The organism is Vibrio sp. CB1-5, assembly GCF_059412285.1.
Window position 1 is genome coordinate 265,368 of record NZ_JBJHPB010000001.1, and the last position, 17,600, is coordinate 282,967.

17 protein-coding genes are annotated in these 17,600 nt (G+C 45.5%); 9 read left to right on the forward strand and 8 right to left on the reverse strand.

Features of this window, described 5'->3' with window-relative positions; all coding sequences use genetic code 11:
• Nucleotides 1-2 precede the first annotated feature (2 nt).
• From ACJB0T_RS01185 to ACJB0T_RS01195, 3 genes are all read right to left on the reverse strand, one after another.
• The gene (locus ACJB0T_RS01185) at nt 3-1,268 is read right to left on the reverse strand and encodes a TRAP transporter large permease (RefSeq protein WP_353498566.1); all 1,266 of its coding nucleotides are present in this window, start codon (nt 1,266-1,268) and stop codon (nt 3-5) included.
• Nucleotides 1,269-1,277: 9 nt separating this feature from the next.
• Nucleotides 1,278-1,775, reverse strand: a complete 498-nt coding sequence (locus ACJB0T_RS01190; protein WP_353498565.1) for a TRAP transporter small permease — start codon at nt 1,773-1,775, stop codon at nt 1,278-1,280.
• A gap of 62 nt (nt 1,776-1,837) precedes the next feature.
• Entirely contained in the window at nt 1,838-2,842 is a 1,005-nt protein-coding gene (locus ACJB0T_RS01195) for a TRAP transporter substrate-binding protein (protein ID WP_479289822.1), read from the reverse strand.
• A gap of 416 nt (nt 2,843-3,258) precedes the next feature.
• Here ACJB0T_RS01195 and ACJB0T_RS01200 point away from each other — a divergent pair, with 416 nt between their 5' ends.
• The 7 genes from ACJB0T_RS01200 (at nt 3,259) to ACJB0T_RS01230 (ending at nt 11,440) form a co-directional block, all read left to right on the forward strand.
• A complete protein-coding gene (locus ACJB0T_RS01200; protein WP_479289820.1) occupies nt 3,259-4,476 on the forward strand; it encodes a LysR family transcriptional regulator in 1,218 nt (405 codons plus the stop codon).
• Nucleotides 4,477-4,596: 120 nt separating this feature from the next.
• Nucleotides 4,597-5,481, forward strand: a complete 885-nt coding sequence (locus tag ACJB0T_RS01205) for a DUF1932 domain-containing protein (RefSeq protein WP_495292907.1) — start codon at nt 4,597-4,599, stop codon at nt 5,479-5,481.
• 64 nt (nt 5,482-5,545) lie between these two features.
• Nucleotides 5,546-6,499, forward strand: coding sequence for a Gfo/Idh/MocA family oxidoreductase (locus tag ACJB0T_RS01210; RefSeq protein WP_479289817.1), 954 nt, complete (start codon nt 5,546-5,548; stop codon nt 6,497-6,499).
• Nucleotides 6,468-7,514, forward strand: coding sequence for an aldo/keto reductase (locus ACJB0T_RS01215; protein ID WP_479289815.1), 1,047 nt, complete (start codon nt 6,468-6,470; stop codon nt 7,512-7,514). Before ACJB0T_RS01210 ends, ACJB0T_RS01215 begins: the two co-directional genes overlap by 32 nt.
• 63 nt (nt 7,515-7,577) lie before the next feature.
• On the forward strand, nt 7,578-8,309 hold the full coding sequence (locus ACJB0T_RS01220; protein WP_479289813.1) for a PIG-L deacetylase family protein: 732 nt from the start codon (nt 7,578-7,580) through the stop codon (nt 8,307-8,309).
• Between the two features lie 246 nt (nt 8,310-8,555).
• Complete coding sequence (locus ACJB0T_RS01225; protein WP_479289811.1) at nt 8,556-9,494, forward strand: TAXI family TRAP transporter solute-binding subunit; 939 nt, start codon at nt 8,556-8,558, stop codon at nt 9,492-9,494.
• An 11-nt stretch (nt 9,495-9,505) separates the two neighbouring features.
• Nucleotides 9,506-11,440 (forward strand): TRAP transporter permease, encoded by a 1,935-nt coding sequence (locus ACJB0T_RS01230; protein WP_479289810.1) that lies wholly within the window; start codon nt 9,506-9,508, stop codon nt 11,438-11,440.
• Nucleotides 11,441-11,851: 411 nt separating this feature from the next.
• On the opposite strand, the gene ACJB0T_RS01235 is transcribed toward ACJB0T_RS01230, so the two are convergent.
• Genes ACJB0T_RS01235 through ACJB0T_RS01255 form a run of 5 tightly spaced genes read right to left on the reverse strand, consistent with a single transcriptional unit; the run spans nt 11,852 to nt 15,686 of the window.
• Nucleotides 11,852-12,691: a class III extradiol dioxygenase family protein gene (locus ACJB0T_RS01235; protein ID WP_479289808.1), complete on the reverse strand. Its 840-nt coding sequence runs from the start codon at nt 12,689-12,691 to the stop codon at nt 11,852-11,854.
• Nucleotides 12,692-12,693: 2 nt separating this feature from the next.
• The gene (locus tag ACJB0T_RS01240) at nt 12,694-13,044 is read right to left on the reverse strand and encodes a protocatechuate 4,5-dioxygenase subunit alpha (protein WP_038226145.1); all 351 of its coding nucleotides are present in this window, start codon (nt 13,042-13,044) and stop codon (nt 12,694-12,696) included.
• A 1-nt stretch (nt 13,045) separates the two neighbouring features.
• A complete protein-coding gene (locus tag ACJB0T_RS01245; RefSeq protein WP_479289805.1) occupies nt 13,046-13,924 on the reverse strand; it encodes an amidohydrolase family protein in 879 nt (292 codons plus the stop codon).
• Nucleotides 13,925-13,942: 18 nt separating this feature from the next.
• Nucleotides 13,943-15,016 carry a 4-oxalomesaconate tautomerase gene (locus ACJB0T_RS01250; protein ID WP_479289803.1) on the reverse strand — a complete coding sequence of 358 codons (1,074 nt, stop codon included), beginning with the start codon at nt 15,014-15,016 and terminating at the stop codon, nt 13,943-13,945.
• Nucleotides 15,009-15,686 (reverse strand): 4-carboxy-4-hydroxy-2-oxoadipate aldolase/oxaloacetate decarboxylase, encoded by a 678-nt coding sequence (locus tag ACJB0T_RS01255; RefSeq protein ID WP_479289800.1) that lies wholly within the window; start codon nt 15,684-15,686, stop codon nt 15,009-15,011. The genes ACJB0T_RS01250 and ACJB0T_RS01255 overlap by 8 nt, the downstream gene beginning before the upstream one ends.
• A 347-nt stretch (nt 15,687-16,033) precedes the next feature.
• On the opposite strand from ACJB0T_RS01255, the gene ACJB0T_RS01260 reads away from it, so the two are divergent.
• Both ACJB0T_RS01260 and aroQ read left to right on the forward strand, forming a co-directional pair.
• On the forward strand, nt 16,034-16,873 hold the full coding sequence (locus ACJB0T_RS01260) for a shikimate dehydrogenase family protein (protein WP_479289799.1): 840 nt from the start codon (nt 16,034-16,036) through the stop codon (nt 16,871-16,873).
• Between the two features lie 14 nt (nt 16,874-16,887).
• Nucleotides 16,888-17,331, forward strand: a complete 444-nt coding sequence (aroQ, locus tag ACJB0T_RS01265; protein ID WP_479289797.1) for a type II 3-dehydroquinate dehydratase — start codon at nt 16,888-16,890, stop codon at nt 17,329-17,331.
• Nucleotides 17,332-17,600: the final 269 nt, after the last annotated feature.

Genomic DNA, 17,600 nt, shown 5'->3' on the forward strand with positions numbered 1-17,600 from the left:
GTCTAATACCCGAGCAATTGTGGTAAGAAGAGGACGCTTTGGGGCACGAAGGTAATAAAGAACAATACCAACACCTCAAGCAAAAATAATGGCATTACCTGCTTAGATATGGCGGCTATTCCCACCTTAGAAATCGTATTCGACACGAACAAACAGATCCCCATTGGCGGCGTTATCAAACCAATCATCAGATTAAAAATCACCACAATGCCAAAATGGACTGGGTCGATACCGAAGCTCATTGCTATTGGATGGAAGATTGGAATGAGAATCAGCATTGCGGCAATGCCTTCCAAAAATAACCCAACAACCAAGAGGATGACATTAACCATAATGAGGAACATGATTGGGTCAGAAATCGAACTCAATACCTGTTGGCTAATAAACTGAGGAACTCTAGAGAATGTTAATAGCCAGTTCGCGACAGACACAACAGCAATCAAAATCAGCACAATGGATGAGTCACGCATCGATCGCATAAATACTTCTGGTAAGTCTTTAATCGTGATCGATTTATATAAGAACATACCCACAGATAGCGCATAGAAAGCGGCGAAAGCGGCAGCTTCCGTTGGGGTAACCACTCCCAACAAAATAGAGCCGAGAATAAAGATTGGCATACTCAAGGGAACAAATGCTTTGACCAATGCTTTACGGCGACTCGTTCTTTGGGTCGTACCAACAATGTTGTGCTTAGTCGCGTAGAAGAACACGAAAGTAGACAGTGCGATGGCCGACAAAATACCCGGTACAATACCCGCCAGGAATAATGCAGGGACAGAAACACCACTGGCGATCAATGCATAGATTATTACCGGAATACTCGGTGGGATCATAGGACCGATAACCGATGAGGCTGCGGTCAGCGCAGAGGAAAACGCTTTGCTGTAGCCCTCTTTTTCCATTTGAGGAATAAACACACGCCCTAGAGCAGATGTATCAGCGACGGCAGAACCGGAAATACCCGCGAACATAACAGAGGACCAAATATTCACTTGAGCGAGACCGCCACGAAGGTGACCAAACAGCGCATTAGCGAAGTCAATAATGCGATTTGTGATGCCGCTTTTATTCATCAATTCACCAGCCAAAACAAACAGTGGCACAGCAAGAATCGAGAATGAATCTAAGCCGCTAAATATGCGCTGGGCTACCAAGCTGATTGAGATAGGAGTGCTCGCTACGTAAAATGACATTGCCAACATAATGGCAAATACCAGAGGAACACCAAATACGAGCATACCGCCCATTAAAGCTATTGATGGCATAGTAAATCCTTATACGTCGCCTTGAGTTAAACGAGAAGAAGTCTGTTGATTACGCAGTACTTTCACATGTTCGGCCAAGCGCAGTAACGCTGAGACAATCAAACAAATGCCGCCTACCACTAACGCGGCCTGAAAGTAATACATGTTCACGCCAATTCCTGGGGACTCGATGCCACCGCGTTTCATTACAAAAAGGTAGCCGGAATACGTCATGACACCCGCACACACCAGCACCAAAATATCAACGATGACTTCCAGTGCTTTTTGAAACAAACTTGATTTGATTGAGTCGAGGACTGCAAACTTAATGTGTAGCCCCTCTAAATAACACAACGACGTACCAAACATAACGCCGTAAATCATCGAGTATTTGCACAGTTCTTCACCCCATAAGATCGACGTATTAAAAAAATAGCGACTGATGGTGGTAATTAACATCACCGAAAACAGTACAAATAGTGATGAACCCGCACAAAACGCTAAGAGTTTTTTATACTGTTCCATCATGATTACCCTTCCCCTGGCAGAGAACCGCGACACGACATAGCGTTGTACCGCGGTAAATAGACTTACTTGCTTGCAGCCTCAACAGCTTGAAGCGCCCCATCAATCCATTTAGAGTCAACCGTACCCTCTAGCCACTTGATGACCGCAGGTTGCGTTTGATCGCGGAACTGCTTCTGCTGCTCTGGTGTTAGCGACGTAATCTTCATGCCTTTCTGCGCAAGAACTTCGAGCCCCTCTGCCGAGTTTACTTGCTGAATCGCACGGCCGACGGTTCCCGCTACATTGGACGCACGGTCAATGATAGCTCGGTCCGTATCGGATAGGCTCTTGTAGAAATCCTCATTCATTAACAAGAAATCGGTACCATAGACGTGACCATCAAGTGTGATGTACTTTTGCAGCTCATAGAACTTGTTCGCACTGATAACACTGACTGGGTTTTCTTGACCGTCGATGACACCCGTTGTCAAGGCAGCTGGCACTTCTGGGAATGCAATTGGCGTTGGTTCCGCTTTTAGCGACTTGAGTAACTCAACGTACAACGGTGTTGTCATTACGCGAATTTTTAGACCTCGTAGATCATCTGGGGATTTGATCTCACGCTTTGAATTAGTGAAGTGACGAAAGCCCGTTTCACCGTACGCTAAGTTGCGTAAACCGGTTGTTTTAAGACATTGCTCGCTTAGTTGCTGACCGAATTCACCGTCTAGCACTTCCCAGGCAACCGGGGCCGATGGGAAAAGATAAGGAATCTCTAGAACGTTAGCTTCTTTACAGAGCTTAGAGTATGCACCGGAGACCATCGCCATCGTCAGCATTCCCTCTTGCGCTGACTGTAGTAGCTCGGTCTCACCACCGAGCTGACCAGATGGATAGATGTTAACAGCGATTCGACCACCAGATTCCGCTTCAACGATATTCTTGAATACCTGTGTCGCAGCACCTTTCTTAGAGATAGTCCAATCTTGAGAATCAACATGCCCAATCGAAATATCGATGTCAGCAGCGTGAGAGTTTATGGCGAAAGCCATGGATACGGCAAGGGATACAGTTTTTATAGTTTTCATCGGGTAGAACCTCCTGTTTCATTGCCGATAAAACTAACACTTGGATCTAACAAGTTAAAATTCACTTACTGAAAGCATTATTCAAAATTTAGATAACCATGCCGTTTATAATATTTGCACTCATAATTTTAAACGTTAATTTACAGCAACTTAAAATAGAGCAAATAACCCACAGACCATCAAATAATGGTCATTATCATCACCAAACAAGCCATTCATTATAGAGAATTAAGTCACACTTTCGAAACAATGTGTCGTTATCAACTTCATCACAGGCCTATTTTCCGTTACTAATAGGTCATTCAGTAAAGGCACAGTGTTTGTAAGTGATATCTATATATCATTCTTAGTTTTATCGCTGGTCTCGACATCCTTATCAACACATCTAAGTTAAATTAATCACTTAAGGAAACTGCATGTTTAATATCCCTAATCTACGTCACTTACGAGCTATCTCTGAAGTCGTGCATACGGGAAGTATTAGCAAAGCATCCGATTCTGTATTTCTATCTCAGCCCGCTATAACCCAGGCTATCTCCAAACTTGAGAAAAACATCAATAGCGAGTTGTTCGAACGCACTAGCGACGGCATGAAACCCACAGAACAAGGAAAAACGTTCGCATTTCGAATTGACCGCGCACTAGAAAACATAAGCCAAGGCATTGCTAACGCACTCAAAGTTGCCACCAAACAACGAAAAAGCAGTGTGCAACGCTACCTCTTCAATATCACGACAACCCAATTAAAAGCATTGATCGCCGTAGCAAATGGACAGAGTTTTACTGAGGCCAGTCGAATCCTGGAAGTATCCCAATCCTCCGTATACCGAGCATCGAAAGATCTTGAACATATTCTCGGTTTCACGCTGTTTGAAAAAACCAGCACAGGTGTCACGCTCTCTAAAGCTGGTTCGGTTCTGAACAAAGCAAGTAAGCTCGCTTTTGTTGAGATAAAACAGGGCCTTGATGAAGTTGACCTGTTAAGTAATCGTCACAGTAGTACCATCACTGTCGGCTGCCTACCTCTTGCTCGAACAGGCCTACTACCGAGCACTATCAATGAATTCTCTTTAGCTTACCCAGACTGCCAAATCCATGTTGTTGATGGCCCGTATAAAGATCTTTTTAACCACTTAAAGTATGGCGAGATCGACATCTTAATTGGCGCACTACGCTTTCCTATACCAAGCACTGACATCCGCCAAGAAACCTTATTCGAGTCCAAAAACACCATACTTTGCCGAGCAGACCACCCACTAACGCAAAAAGACCATGTCAGCTTAGAGGATCTACAGCAATCCAGTTGGGTGGTATCATCAAAAGCTACGCCAACGAGAAAAATGTTCGAAGATCTTTTTACTAAAGGTGATATCGAAGTGCCAAATCGACTGGTTGAAGCCAGCTCGCAGATGCTGGTAAAAGAGTTGCTGTTAGGCAGTGATCGGTTGACGTTACTTTCCCAACATCAAATTCAGCGAGAACTCAAAGAAGGACACCTAACTACCCTACCTTTTGAAGGCGACGATCAGTCGCGACCTATTGGTTTAACCGTTCGCAAGAACTGGTTTGCTACCTCTGTACAAAAACATTTCCTGCAATTATTAAGAACAAACGGCGTGAAAATGGCGGTCTAATTCGACCGCTTTTTTTTCAAAATTGAATACCCTTACTCTTTAATTGATTATCCATACCGAATGGCCAATGGTACTGTTTTACTGTAACCAAAAATAATTAAAGACGACAAGGTGGTTATAGTGAGGGTCACAAGAATTGCATTTATAGGCTTTGGTGAAGCAGCGAAATCTTTTATTTCCTCTTGGAGCAATAAAGCCCCAGAAATAATGAATGCATTTGATATAAAAACAAATAGTCCCATAACTAGGGAAACAAAACTTCTCGAATATATCGATTATGGCGTCCAAGGTACATTTAGAGCGCAAGAGGCTATTCATGGCGCGCAAGTTGTGTTTTCTCTTGTAACAGCAGACCAAGCAGAAACAGCGATAAGAGATATTATCCCGTCACTGGGTCACAAGCAGATGGTTTTGGACTGTAACTCTTGCTCTCCACAAACAAAAAAAGCGCTTGCAAGGCTAACTGAGCAACAAGGCTCAAACTATGTTGATGTCGCTATTATGGCGCCTGTACTTCACAGCGCTCCAGCGATTCCGGTTAACCTTTCAGGTCCTAAAGCAAAGCAAGCTGCCAGTTACCTCACCAGTTTGGGGTTTAAGACGCAGGTCATCTCAGAAACGGTTGGAGATGCATCAAGCATCAAAATGCTGCGCTCCATACTCGTCAAAGGCTTTGAAGCACTCACTACCGAATGTCTTGTTGCTGCACGTAAGTTGGGACTAGAAAAACAGGTACTTAAGTCCTTAAGCGACACCTACCCAGAGTTGGCACTTTCTAAACTAAGCCGCTACCACATGGAAAGAATGCTCAATCACGGAGAGCGACGACATTCAGAGCTGAAAGAAGTCGAGACATTGCTAAAAGAGCTGAAGATAGAACACTCTATGGTAACGGGCGCCATGAACTGGCATCAAATGTTGGGCGCTATGCCTATAGAAGAGCAGCAGCTGCCTTTGGAAGAACTGTCAGACGAAATAATCAAACACTTGCACGCGCCAAGTTAACTCGCGAGTGCAAAATATATTACCAATCCAAACCCTATATCGCTTGAATACAAAAGGAATGATTATGAACGTGTGTGTCGTAGGCGCAACAGGCGCTTTTGGTCAAAAACACCTCGAAGCTTTACATAATATCGAAGACGTCAATGTAACCGCTTTGGTCGCTCCCGAGCAGGACAAACTTGATCAACTTATTACCGAGCAATATCAAGCAGCACAAGGCTTCAGTTCTCTAGAACAAGCTCTGAAGTCCGACGATTTCCAAGCCGTGATCCTTGCGACGCCAACACAAATGCACGCTGAACAAGCGATACAGTGTATGGAAGCAGGCAAACACGTTTTGGTTGAAATCCCAATGGCTGACAATATCGAGGACAGCTATAAAGTCGTTGAAACACAGAAGAAAACCGGTGTCGTTGCTATGGCTGGACACACACGCCGCTTCAACCCTAGCCATCAGTGGATACACAACAAAATAGCAGCAGGTGAGCTGAATATTCAGCAAATGGATGTTCAAACCTATTTCTTCCGCCGCACCAATACCAATGCGAAGGGAGAGCCGCGAACGTGGACGGATCACCTACTTTGGCACCACGCTTGCCATACCGTCGATCTTTTCCAATATCAAACAGGTCAAAGAGCCTCCAAAATCCAAGCAATGCAAGGGCCGATTCATCCTGAACTAAACATTGCTATGGACATGAGCATTGGAATGAAAACACCATCAGGCGCGCTGTGTACACTGTCTTTGTCATTCAACAATGATGGACCTTTTGGCACCTTCTTCCGTTATATCTGCGATGAGGGAACCTACATTGCACGTTATGACGACTTATTTGATGGCAATGAGAACCCTATCTCGCTTGAAGGCGTTGCTGTTTCAAATAATGGTATCGAACTGATCGATAGAGAGTTTATTGACGCTATCCGCACAGGTCGCGAACCTAATTCCAGCGTTGCAAGCTGCTTACCAGCGATGGAAACCCTGCATGAACTTGAACAACAACTGCAAGAACAGTAGAGACGACGCAATGCGAAAGATTGGCGAAACTACGTTAGCTCCAGTGGCATTAGGCTGCATGAACCTGTCTCACGCCTATGGGAGGCCACCGACTGAGAAACACGGTATTGAGCTTCTCAACCAAGCACTAGATCTCGGTTACAACATGCTAGATACCGCTGCGCTGTATGGTTTCGGAGACAACGAGCAACTGCTGGCTAAAGCGGTAGGACACCGCCGCAATGAATATTTGCTTGCGAGCAAGTGCGGCATGTTCAAAGGAGCGAATGGTAAACGCACCATAGATGGTCGCCCTGAAATACTTCGCCAAACTTGTGAGCAAGCACTCCGTCGATTAAATACCGATGTGATCGACCTTTATTACCTGCATCGTTGGGACAAATCCGTTCCGATAGAAGACTCTGTGGGCGAGCTATCAAGACTCGTCGACGAAGGCAAGATTAAACACATTGGCTTATCTGAAGTGTCGGCAAATACACTTGAAAAAGCGCATGGCATCCACCCTATTGCAGCAGTGCAATCGGAGTATTCTCTGTGGTCGAGAAATGCTGAAATCGCCGTGATTGATAAATGTCGTGAGCTTGGCAGTGCATTTGTTTCATTCAGCCCTGTCGGACGTGGCATTCTCAGTGGTGAATTACAAAGCAATCAATTTGTCACGGGCGATATTCGTAATGCGATGCCGCGCTTCAATGACGATCACTTCAGCACTAACTTAGCGACAGTCGATAGGTTTGCTTCCCTGCTTCCAATGTTTGCCGAAGAAAATACGTCTCTGCCATCCCCAACAATGGCGCAATTTGCATTGGCTTGGACACTCGCAAAAGCACCCAACTCGATTGCATTGCCTGGCACCACCAGCATCAAGCACTTAGAAGACAACTGGAGTGCTCAGCAATATTCAATCTCAAGCTCGCTATTAGAACAGGTTGAACGCACTGTGCCGCAAACGGCATTTATCGGTGGCAGATACAACACTCAGACACAAACCGAGATTGATACTGAAGAGTATTAGCCTCAACCCAAACATGAAGACAAGCTCAAAAAAGAGCGGTAAAGAAAGTGAAGGATTAACAACATGACAAAGAAAACAGCTTTAGTAATCAGTGCCCATTCTGCCGATTTCGTATGGCGCTGTGGCGGAGCCATCGCCCTACATCAAAAACTCGGCTATGAAGTGACCATCGCTTGTCTTTCTTATGGCGAGCGTGGCGAGTCCGCAAAGCTATGGAAGCAAGAGGGAATGACAATTGAAGATGTTAAGCGCATCCGTCATCAAGAAGCGACTACTGCCGCTGCTGCCCTAGGCGTTGAAGACATTCGTTTTTTCGACTTTGGGGACTACCCTCTTGAAATCGACAAAGAAGGCAAATACCAAATCGTAGACCTAATTCGTGAAGTTCAACCAGAGTTCATCATGACGCACTCTAAATGGGACCCTTACAACACCGATCACATGTATGCCACTGAGATCGTTCTGCAGTGTCGAATGATCGCTCAAGCATGGGGCCATAACCCTGGTGAAAAAGTACTTGGTGCACCACAGGTTTACCTATTCGAACCACACCAAAGTGAGCAAATGGAATGGAAACCTAATACCTTCTTAGACATCTCTGAAGTGTGGGAAAGCAAAAAAGCGGCCATCGAATGCATGCAAGGTCAGGAACATCTATGGACTTTTTATGAAAATCTTGCTGAAAATCGCGGCAATCACTTTAGAAGAAACTCTGGTGGACAAGCTGGTGGCCGAAGCTGTCAACATGCCGAAGGTTTTCAAGCTATCTTCCCGCAATGTGTCGACTCGTTGTAGCTCGGATAAATGTGTGTATGAGTGCATTAAAACACTAAAACAATAGCAATAAAACTGTACGCATATCGCTATTGCCTCACGATTGAGGCAATAGTGCAACGATCACAAAATCGACCATTTGTATAGGGATTAAAGTACAAATAACAAGCTCAAGACATCTGTAAGTAACACCTTCAATATATTATTGGGTAGGTCAACTTACACTCGCCACGACTATAAAATTACAGCTCCAGGGACGAGACAAACATGAAAAAGAACATCCTAATTGCAGCGCTGCTCACTGCTGCAATGACTTCAACCGCGTCACTTGCTGCCGAACGCGTTTCAATTGGTACTGGCGGCACTGGCGGTCTATTTTACGTTATCGGTGCGGGTATCGCAGAAACGGTAAATAAACATGTTGACGATACAACCGCTCGCGCAGAAGTGACTGGCGCATCTGTCGAAAATAACCACAGAGTCGCCGCTGGTCAAATGACGATCGGCTTCTCTTCTTCTTCCACACTGTTTGAAGCTAAAAATGGACAAGGACCATTTGAAAGGACCGGGGCGTTGGATGTAGCAAGTATCGCGTATCTTTATCCTGCGGTTTTGCAAGTGGCAACCGTCGAAGGTAAAGGGATTAACTCGTTTGACGACTTGAAGGGTAAACGTGTGAGTGTAGGTCCTCCGGGTAGTAATGCTGCTGTTATCACGCAACGTTTGCTTGAAGAGTATGGCGTATTCAAACAGATAACCCCGCGCTTCTTATCATACACTGAAGGTGTGAAAGCACTTGTTAATGGTCAAGTTGATGCAACGGTTGTTTTAGCTGGTGCGCCAACCTCTTCTCTTATCGATTTAAACTCTCAAGTAGATATGAAGTTACTTTCTGCCGATGAAGAGAAGCTCCAAAGCATGGTCGAAAAGTATCCTTTCTATCAAGTCGCTCAATTGCAACCAGGGGTTTACTCTGATATTGCAGAGCCAGTTACGGTCATTAATGACCCAGCGATTTTGTTCACCAGTAGTAAAGTAGACAAAAACCAGATCTACAGTATTACCAATGCGATTTTCTCTAACTTGGGTGAGCTGGTACAAGTACACCCCCAAGCTAAAAATATCCAATTAGAAACCGCTCCAACGACCCCTATCGATTTGCACCCGGGTGCGAAACAATATTTCGATGAGTCTAAAGCCAACTAAAGGAACTCTCTATGAAGCAGACGTTATTCTCAAGTCTGCTTCTTCCATCTGAGTCCTTAGGTCGGAGGGAGCAACTTGTCGTATCTATTTTGTTCAGAGTATTAGCCGTTACGACGGCTGGTCTTGTTCTTTACGGCGCCTATTACGGGGGCATCACTGCCCTACTTTTGCGTTCATCATTTTTCTCTTTGGTCGCTTGTGCGGCCATGATTTTCTACGCCTCCCAAACACAATCGGTTTTGCTACGAACTGGTCTCTACTTACTGTCCCTCATCGCGTTGATTCCCGGTCCCTACTTATGGAACTCTTATATCGACATCATCATGCGTGGTGCGATGTCCGTATCTGAAGACATTTGGGTATTCCTTGCCCTAATCTTGGTCATTTTTGTATTTGTCAGGCTGGCCGTTGGCCGAGCTCTGATCATTTTAATGGCCACCGCTTTTGCTTATGTCTATTTTGGTGACTTAATTCCAGGTGAATACGGACACGGTGGCTATGATCTGCACCGATTAACATCGACACTGCTTCTTTCAACGGAAGGTGTTTATGGTGTGCCTATGGGAGTCGCCGTAGAGTACATTTTCTTGTTCGGTTTATTTGGAACCATACTCACCAAGATAGGAACCGGAGCTGTATTTGTTGATATCGCTAGAGGGTTAACAGGACGCGTTCAGGGTGGACCTGGATTATCCGCAGCGCTGTCGAGCGCCTTACTTGGCTCTCTCAATGGCAGTGCGGTAGCAAATGTGGTCACCACGGGCACATTCACTATCCCTCTGATGAAGCGTGTTGGCTACAGCCCGAAATTAGCAGGCGCAATAGAAGCCGCCGCCTCGTCAGCAGGACAGATCATGCCACCTGTCATGGGGGCTGCGGCTTTCTTGATGGCAGAAATGATTGGTGTTCCTTACGCAGAAGTCGCGCTGGCTGCCTTGGTTCCTGCTCTGTTATATCTACTCGCACTAATGATTTCAGTGCGATTAGAAGCAGGCCGATTAGGTCTTAAACCCGATTTTGAAGCGGGCTGGACACTACTTAAAGCGACCCTGAAGACTAAGGTTTACCTGCTATTGCCTCTTGCCGTCTTAGTAGCTCTGATGATCTCCGGACAGTCACCAACCCAAGCTGCGGTCATGGGTATTATTGCCGGCCTAATTATTAGCCCATGGAAGCCAGAGACTCGAATTAACTGGGCGGATCTGATTGACTCTTGTAAGGACACCTTAGTCAATACACTGCCTATCGTCGCGGCCGTTGCCTCTGCAGGTATTGTGATTGGTATTTTGAATCTAACTGGCATGGGCCTAATGATTTCTGGCCTCATCATTGACATTGGTGACGGCAGCCTCTGGACGGTTTTGCTGTTAACGGCACTCGCTTCTTTTGTTCTTGGAATGGGACTGCCAACCTCTGCGGCCTACCTTCTTCTGGCTGTTCTAGTTGCGCCTGCAATGACACAGCTGGGCATGGAAACGATTTCCGCCCACATGTTCATTTTCTATTTTGGGTTAGTGTCAGCAATTACGCCGCCAGTTGCACTCGCAGCGTATGCCGCCGCCACAATATCGGGAGCAAACGCCAATGAGACAGCCATTGAATCCATGCGATTAGGGTTTGTTAAATTACTCATTCCATTCTTATTTGTCACTATGCCAGGCGTGTTATTGATCGGTGATGGTTTGAGTATTGTAGTGGCTATATCCCTAGCGACACTGGCAACAATATCCATGAGTATTGGTTTTTCTGGTTGGCTAGGTGTTCCGTTGACATGGATGAAGCGAAGTGGCTTTATCGCTGCTGCAATTTTTATCGCTTGGCCAGAGGCTGCAACTGACTTTAGTACGCCGATAGTGTTAACTAGAGCGTTGGGCTTCATTTTGTTTGTCGCGCTTTGTTTCCTTGTAAGCGCTAAAACCAAGCAGCAAGTAGCTCAAGTTGTATAGACACTAACATCGAGGAGAATGGAAAGCCCTTTTCCTAACCTAGAACCTAGAACCTAGAACCTAGAACCTAGAACCTAGAACCTAGAATACATGTTAGGCCAGTCGTTGAATCGACTGGCCTTTTTTGTTTCGTTAAGTACGCCAACACCATGGCCAATCAAGTCTCTTCTCTTCATGGCTGTGGCTCCGGTTCTTGCTCTGACGCTCATTCAACACTCTTGTATTTCGCTGCCTCCTTAGTAACTGGGTTGTTCACAAAAGACTCTGCCGATAGCTTACGCTACGCAAGACTTCGTATTCGATTGATGTAGTATAAGAGCGTGTCTGGAGTCGTCGCTTTCCCTAGATACTAAAAAACCTCAAGCATCACTGCTTGAGGTTTCAAAAAAGAGAGCGGTTAAAGGTTTATGCCTAATTGTTCTCAATCAGCATGGTACCTGCACCCGTATTTGAAATAGGCGCGTGATAGCTACTTTTAAGTACATTTAACTCACCCGTTAGTGCGCCTCTCATGCCTAACCACATAATGAATTCCGCGCCCTGTGCACCGCCTTGCTCCACCAGATCATAAATCGACAGTTTGGTCAGTGTTTCCGGATCATCAATGAGTTTTTCCATACAGTAAAGATCAAACTCTTTGTTAATAAAGCCAGCGCGTTCGCCATCAAGTTGATGCGACAACCCTCCCGTACCAAGCACAACCACCTTAAGGTTTTGGTCATAACTTTCGATCGCTTTACCGATCGACTTACCGAAGTCAAAACAACGCTTCGGCGATGGCATTGGGTGTTGCTCAACGTTGATGCAAACGGGAATCACCTTCATATGACCATAGCTAAAGTTCGGCCACATAAGCTGTATCGGAACCGTTAACCCATGGTCTACTTTCATTTCTTGGCAAATCGTAATGTCGAATTCATCTTCCACCAACTGGTTACATATATGCCAGGAAAGCTCTGGGTCGCCTTTGATTTCAGGAATAGTCGGAATGCCCCAACCTTCATCGGCATTTTTGTATGAAGGTGCAGCACCGATCGCAAATGTCGGCTTTTTATCCAAGAAAAATTCCAAGCCATGATCATTGTAGAAAACAACGGCTACATCTGGCTTAACCTCATCAAGCCAATGATGAATAGGTGGGTAGGCATCAAACAGTGGCTTCCAATAGTCCGTCTGCTGTAGATTGTTCTCAATAGCCTTACCAATTGAAGGAATGTGAGAGGTAGTAATACCGCCAACAACTTTCGCCATAATTATTTCCCCGCCTCTACTAACATTTGTTTGAATTCTTCTACTGTCATACCCGTCTGTAATGCACCAATGTCTTGCATATTTAGACCCAACATTCCGACGAATTTTGCCAGATAGTAAATGCTGCCACCTTCGCGGATAAGACCTAAGACATCACGCTGCTGAATCGCTGTTTTCTGAGCTTCTGTTAAGCCATATTTGTCACAGTAGGCCATCTCATTAGCAGTGAATTCGTCACGACCACACTGCTCGTTGAGCGAATGACACATCTTATTTAGGCCGTAGCCTTTACGAGCCATCTTGCCATCAAACATCGTAGTACCAGGGATAGGTTTATTATTTAAGTAAGTCATGTTACACACTCTCCGGCCAGTAGAGTTTCATTGGATTAGTTACTAACAGCATCTGTTGCTGCTCTGCAGTCGTAGCAATTTGAGGGATCACATCCACTAGGTGACCGTCATCTGGCGTATGTGACTTCATATTAGGGTGCGGCCAATCCGTCCCCCAAAGCACTCGGCTTGGAAATAAGTCAACTAGGGTCTTAGCAAAAGGCACAACATCCGAATAGTCTGGAGGAGTGAGTGTAAGTCGCTCAGGACAACTTACTTTGCACCAAATGTTTGGGTTGCGCTCCATCAAAGAGATAAACTTTCCAAACTCAGGGCTATCGATACCTTTTTCGACATTAGGGCGGCCCATATGGTCGATCACTATGGTCATGTTGAGTTCTTCAAGGAATGGAACAACATCATCAATATCTTGTGACTCAAAGTAGACAACCACGTGCCAACCTAATGGGCGAATTTTGTCGGCAATGGCTCTAAGTTTTTCGACTGGCACGATATCCACTAAGCGCTTCACAAAGTTAAAACGCACTCCTCGCACGCCTGCTTTGTCCATCTCTGAGAGCTCTTGTTCGGTAATGGTCTCATCGACAAAGGCGATGCCACGGGCGAGATCACCAGCGGAGTCAAGCGCATCAACCAAAGCTCGGTTATCCGTACTATGACAAGAAGCTTGTACAATAACGTTACGGCTGAAACCGAGAAAATCACGTAATGCAAACAGCTGCTCCTTCGATGCATCACACGGCGTGTACTTGCGCGCCGGCGAGTAAGGAAACTTTGAAGCTGGGCCAAACACATGACAGTGAGCATCCACTGCGCCTTCAGGTACGACAAATTTAGGTTGGCTTGGATTAGGGTGGAATGGTAAGTAATCAGCGTCCATTTTTCTTCCTTGTTATATTTAGTAGGTCTGCTGTCCAAATACGGTTCCATCAAACAACTTACGCGCTGTTCGAAGAATGGCCGCGGACTTTACCTGATTGTTTTCAACGTCCAACACCACACTCATCTTTCCTATTGGGTGTTCAACATCCATCTTAATTGGAGCTTCTTTGGTGACTTTAGCTATTCGACTTGCAGGTGTTTCAGGTAACATGCACGCCGTTGCTACACTGACGGCTCCTAATACGCCAATCGAAGCATGACAGCGATGTGGTATGAAGGTTCGCGTGGATACTGCGCCGCCATATTGTGGAGCACTAACTAGCGCCATCTTCGGCACTGATAACTCTCGCACATCTCCTAAATTCATCAGCGGCCCCGCTTTTAGGCGAATCGACTCCAATCGCTGTTTTAACTCCACATTGTCATCGAGTGCTTCACGTGATTCATCTCCCGTCAGCCCAAAGTCTTTCGCGTTTAACACCACCACTGGCATGCCATTATCAATAAGCGTGACTTCAACCCCTTCAATTGCATCAACGTGATTGCCACTTGGAAGTAGCGCGCCACAGCTAGAGCCAGCAGTATCTTCAAAACAAACCGCAATAGGAGCTGACGTATTAGGTACCCCGTCTATGGCGCAGTCACCAACATAGCTGACTCGCTTGTTCGGTGTTTGAACCGTCACCGTAGCAATTTGCATCGTGTTCTTCATAAAGATCCGAACAGAGGTTTCCCCCTCTTGCGCTTCTACCAATCCTCGTTCAATGGCGAAAGGCGCGACACCTGCCAAGATGTTGCCGCAATTTTGCTTCTCACTGATCACCTTTTGATCCACAAAGACTTGCAAAAATAGGTAATCAATATCGACGCCTTCACGTTTTGAAGGCTCTACGACCGCCACTTTTGAAGTCAGGGGATCCGCGCCTCCTATACCATCAATCTGTCTTACATCTGGCGACCCCATGATTGATAGCAAAAAATCATCTCTTTGCTTGTCATTACTGGGTAAATCTTGACGGAGAAAGTAAGCCCCCTTTGACGTACCCGAACGCATCCACATACAAGGTGCACTCAGTACTGGACTAGACATATTTCAGCCCTTTCTCAGCTAAGCGGTCACGCATTTGGTAAATATCGAGACCTAACTCACCATTAGCCAAACGAACCCGTTTGTCTTCTTCACGCTCCATACGAGCCAATGATTCATGCAGTACTTCTTCAGCTTCTTCGCATCGAACGACCACTACACCATCATCATCAGCCACTACAATGTCGCCAGGATAAACAAGCTCACCGGCACACGTCAGGGGAACATTTACGGAACCAAGCGTTTCTTTGATTGTACCCTCGCTAAATACGGCTTTAGACCAAACCGGAAAGTTCATTTCTCGTAAATCACGAGTATCGCGCACGCCGCCTTCAATCACTAACCCCACCACGCCACGAGCTTGCGCTGATGTAGCCAGAAGATCACCAAAGTAACCATGGTTCGACGGTGATGTTGGCGCAAAGATTAAGAAGTCACCCTCTTGCGCTTGCTCTATCGCCACATGCATCATCCAGTTATCACCTGCCGCACCAGATATTGTCAACGCAGAGCCTGCTACGGCATCGCCTTGGAAAATTGGGCGCATGTAATGAGCAAGTAACCCCTTGCGACCCTGCGCTTCATGAATCGTGGCGACACCACATTTACGTAAACTCTCAACCACATTTTTATCTGGTCTTTGAATGTGTTGGACTACAAGATTGTTCTGCATGTTTTTACCTTATTATCCTTGTAAATATCTGAACATACGGTTTGTTCTAGCTCTTCAAGCCGTAAAGCCCAAAGGCTGACAAACTCAGTAAAATGAGGCCAAAAGCATCCGTAAATGGCTCGCTGAATGACTAAAGCCACTATAACGACCGGATCGGTGATACGATATTTCAATTATTTTTCAAGGTATAAGTTTTTGAGATAGAAGTGACATTTCCTGTGGGCAGCACATAGGATTAAAGCCTTTCCACAATGGGTTCTACAAAAATGAATAGGTGTTAATAAAAAGCAATTATCGCAAACGGATAACATTTGATAGCGTGATGAAAACACAACAAGGAATGAACTATGATTCAATGCCGACTTATTGGACAGAACATCCAACTCTCTCAGTCCCCTGCTTTTCACAATCAGCTGGCACGTGAACTCAATATTGCTATGAACTATCAATTAGACGAGCTCACGACCAATTGCACCCAAGAACTACAGCAACATACTCTCGAGCTGTTCAAGAGTAATATTGACTCTGCCAACATTACCTACCCATACAAAGAGCAGGTTCTCGCAGCCGCAGATAGCATCGCCCCCTGTGCAAAAAGGGTCAATGCCGCCAATACACTCGTAAAAAGAAGCGACAAAATCGTTGCATTTAATACTGACTACAGTGGATTTATCACAGCCTTTAAACAGTTCCGGTCCCAGGGTCCTGGCAACGTCGTTCTTCTCGGATGCGGCGGCGTCGGCAAAGCTATCTGTTATTCACTGGTTGACTTAGGGGCGACTCAAATCGCACTGTACGATAAAGACAAACAAAAGCTTGCCCAACTTGAACAGTCGCTTTCAAAAGAGAACATTCACACTGTTCGCTTGGATGAATTGAATCTAAAGCGTTATATACAAAGCGCTGATGGCGTCCTCAACTGCACTCCTGTTGGACACTACTCAACTCCAGGCTGTCCCATAGAGCCATCTTGGCTTGGTGAACAATCTTGGGTATTCGATGCCGTTTACACACCTCACGAAACGGAGTTTATACGTGCAGCATCCAACGCCTCGATTAAAGTGTTAAGCGGATTCGAGCTCTTTTTTCACCAAGCCAATGACGCCTTTATGCTTTTTACTGGTGCAACACCTAGCCAACAACAGCTTGAATCATTTAAAGGTTCTCAGCTGGCTCAATTACGTTAAGGACGAAGCCTCAAATGAAAAAGTTATTAATACTCAACGGACCAAATTTGAACTTACTTGGTAGTCGTGAACCTAAGCAATACGGCTATGAGACGCTTGCGGATGTAGAAGAGAACTGCCGAAAAGTAGCGGCAGAGTTTGGTCATGATATTGAGTGCTTGCAAAGCAACACCGAAGGGGCGCTAATTGATACAATCCACAAAGCGGGAGCTGAATTTAAACAAGGGTTATGCAGCGGTGTCGTGTTTAATCCCGGCGCTTACACTCATACCTCAATCGCTCTGCACGATGCAATAAAAGGCGTCGATGTACCCGTGATTGAAGTTCATATATCTAACGTTCACGCTCGAGAAACGTTTCGTCATCACTCCTACATCTCGCCTGTTGCAGCAGGAACCATCATTGGTATGGGGACCAAAGGTTATCAGCTTGCTGTAAACTTTTTACTCGAACAGTAAATATCAACGAAACATACTGATGGGTGTGTTGGCATCCATCTTACCTGTGCCATTTTCCTCAGCTCAGAAAGCATCATTGACATAACTATCCCAACTTAAACCTTCTTAATGACCCTGCTGCACGACACTACCCATTTACAAAAACAGCGCTTGTATTAGCTATACGCCAAATTTCTTACCCGACCAATTGGATATTCGAATGCTTGACTGTTAGCAATGATGGGCACTTGTTTTCCAGATGTTAATATGACGTGAAAGATAAACTTTAC

Bases quoted from the DNA above. Each gene is read 5' to 3' on its own strand.
- ACJB0T_RS01185 (WP_353498566.1), bottom strand. From the start codon at position 1,268: ATGCCATCAATAGCTTTAATGGGCGGTATGCTCGTATTTGGTGTTCCT.
- ACJB0T_RS01190 (WP_353498565.1), bottom strand. From the start codon at position 1,775: ATGATGGAACAGTATAAAAAACTCTTAGCGTTTTGTGCGGGTTCATCA.
- ACJB0T_RS01195 (WP_479289822.1), bottom strand. From the start codon at position 2,842: ATGAAAACTATAAAAACTGTATCCCTTGCCGTATCCATGGCTTTCGCC.
- ACJB0T_RS01200 (WP_479289820.1), top strand. From the start codon at position 3,259: ATGTTTAATATCCCTAATCTACGTCACTTACGAGCTATCTCTGAAGTC.
- ACJB0T_RS01210 (WP_479289817.1), top strand. From the start codon at position 5,546: ATGAACGTGTGTGTCGTAGGCGCAACAGGCGCTTTTGGTCAAAAACAC.
- ACJB0T_RS01215 (WP_479289815.1), top strand. From the start codon at position 6,468: ATGAACTTGAACAACAACTGCAAGAACAGTAGAGACGACGCAATGCGA.
- ACJB0T_RS01220 (WP_479289813.1), top strand. From the start codon at position 7,578: ATGACAAAGAAAACAGCTTTAGTAATCAGTGCCCATTCTGCCGATTTC.
- ACJB0T_RS01225 (WP_479289811.1), top strand. From the start codon at position 8,556: ATGAAAAAGAACATCCTAATTGCAGCGCTGCTCACTGCTGCAATGACT.
- ACJB0T_RS01230 (WP_479289810.1), top strand. From the start codon at position 9,506: ATGAAGCAGACGTTATTCTCAAGTCTGCTTCTTCCATCTGAGTCCTTA.
- ACJB0T_RS01235 (WP_479289808.1), bottom strand. From the start codon at position 12,691: ATGGCGAAAGTTGTTGGCGGTATTACTACCTCTCACATTCCTTCAATT.
- ACJB0T_RS01240 (WP_038226145.1), bottom strand. From the start codon at position 13,044: ATGACTTACTTAAATAATAAACCTATCCCTGGTACTACGATGTTTGAT.
- ACJB0T_RS01245 (WP_479289805.1), bottom strand. From the start codon at position 13,924: ATGGACGCTGATTACTTACCATTCCACCCTAATCCAAGCCAACCTAAA.
- ACJB0T_RS01250 (WP_479289803.1), bottom strand. From the start codon at position 15,016: ATGTCTAGTCCAGTACTGAGTGCACCTTGTATGTGGATGCGTTCGGGT.
- ACJB0T_RS01255 (WP_479289800.1), bottom strand. From the start codon at position 15,686: ATGCAGAACAATCTTGTAGTCCAACACATTCAAAGACCAGATAAAAAT.
- ACJB0T_RS01260 (WP_479289799.1), top strand. From the start codon at position 16,034: ATGATTCAATGCCGACTTATTGGACAGAACATCCAACTCTCTCAGTCC.
- aroQ (WP_479289797.1), top strand. From the start codon at position 16,888: ATGAAAAAGTTATTAATACTCAACGGACCAAATTTGAACTTACTTGGT.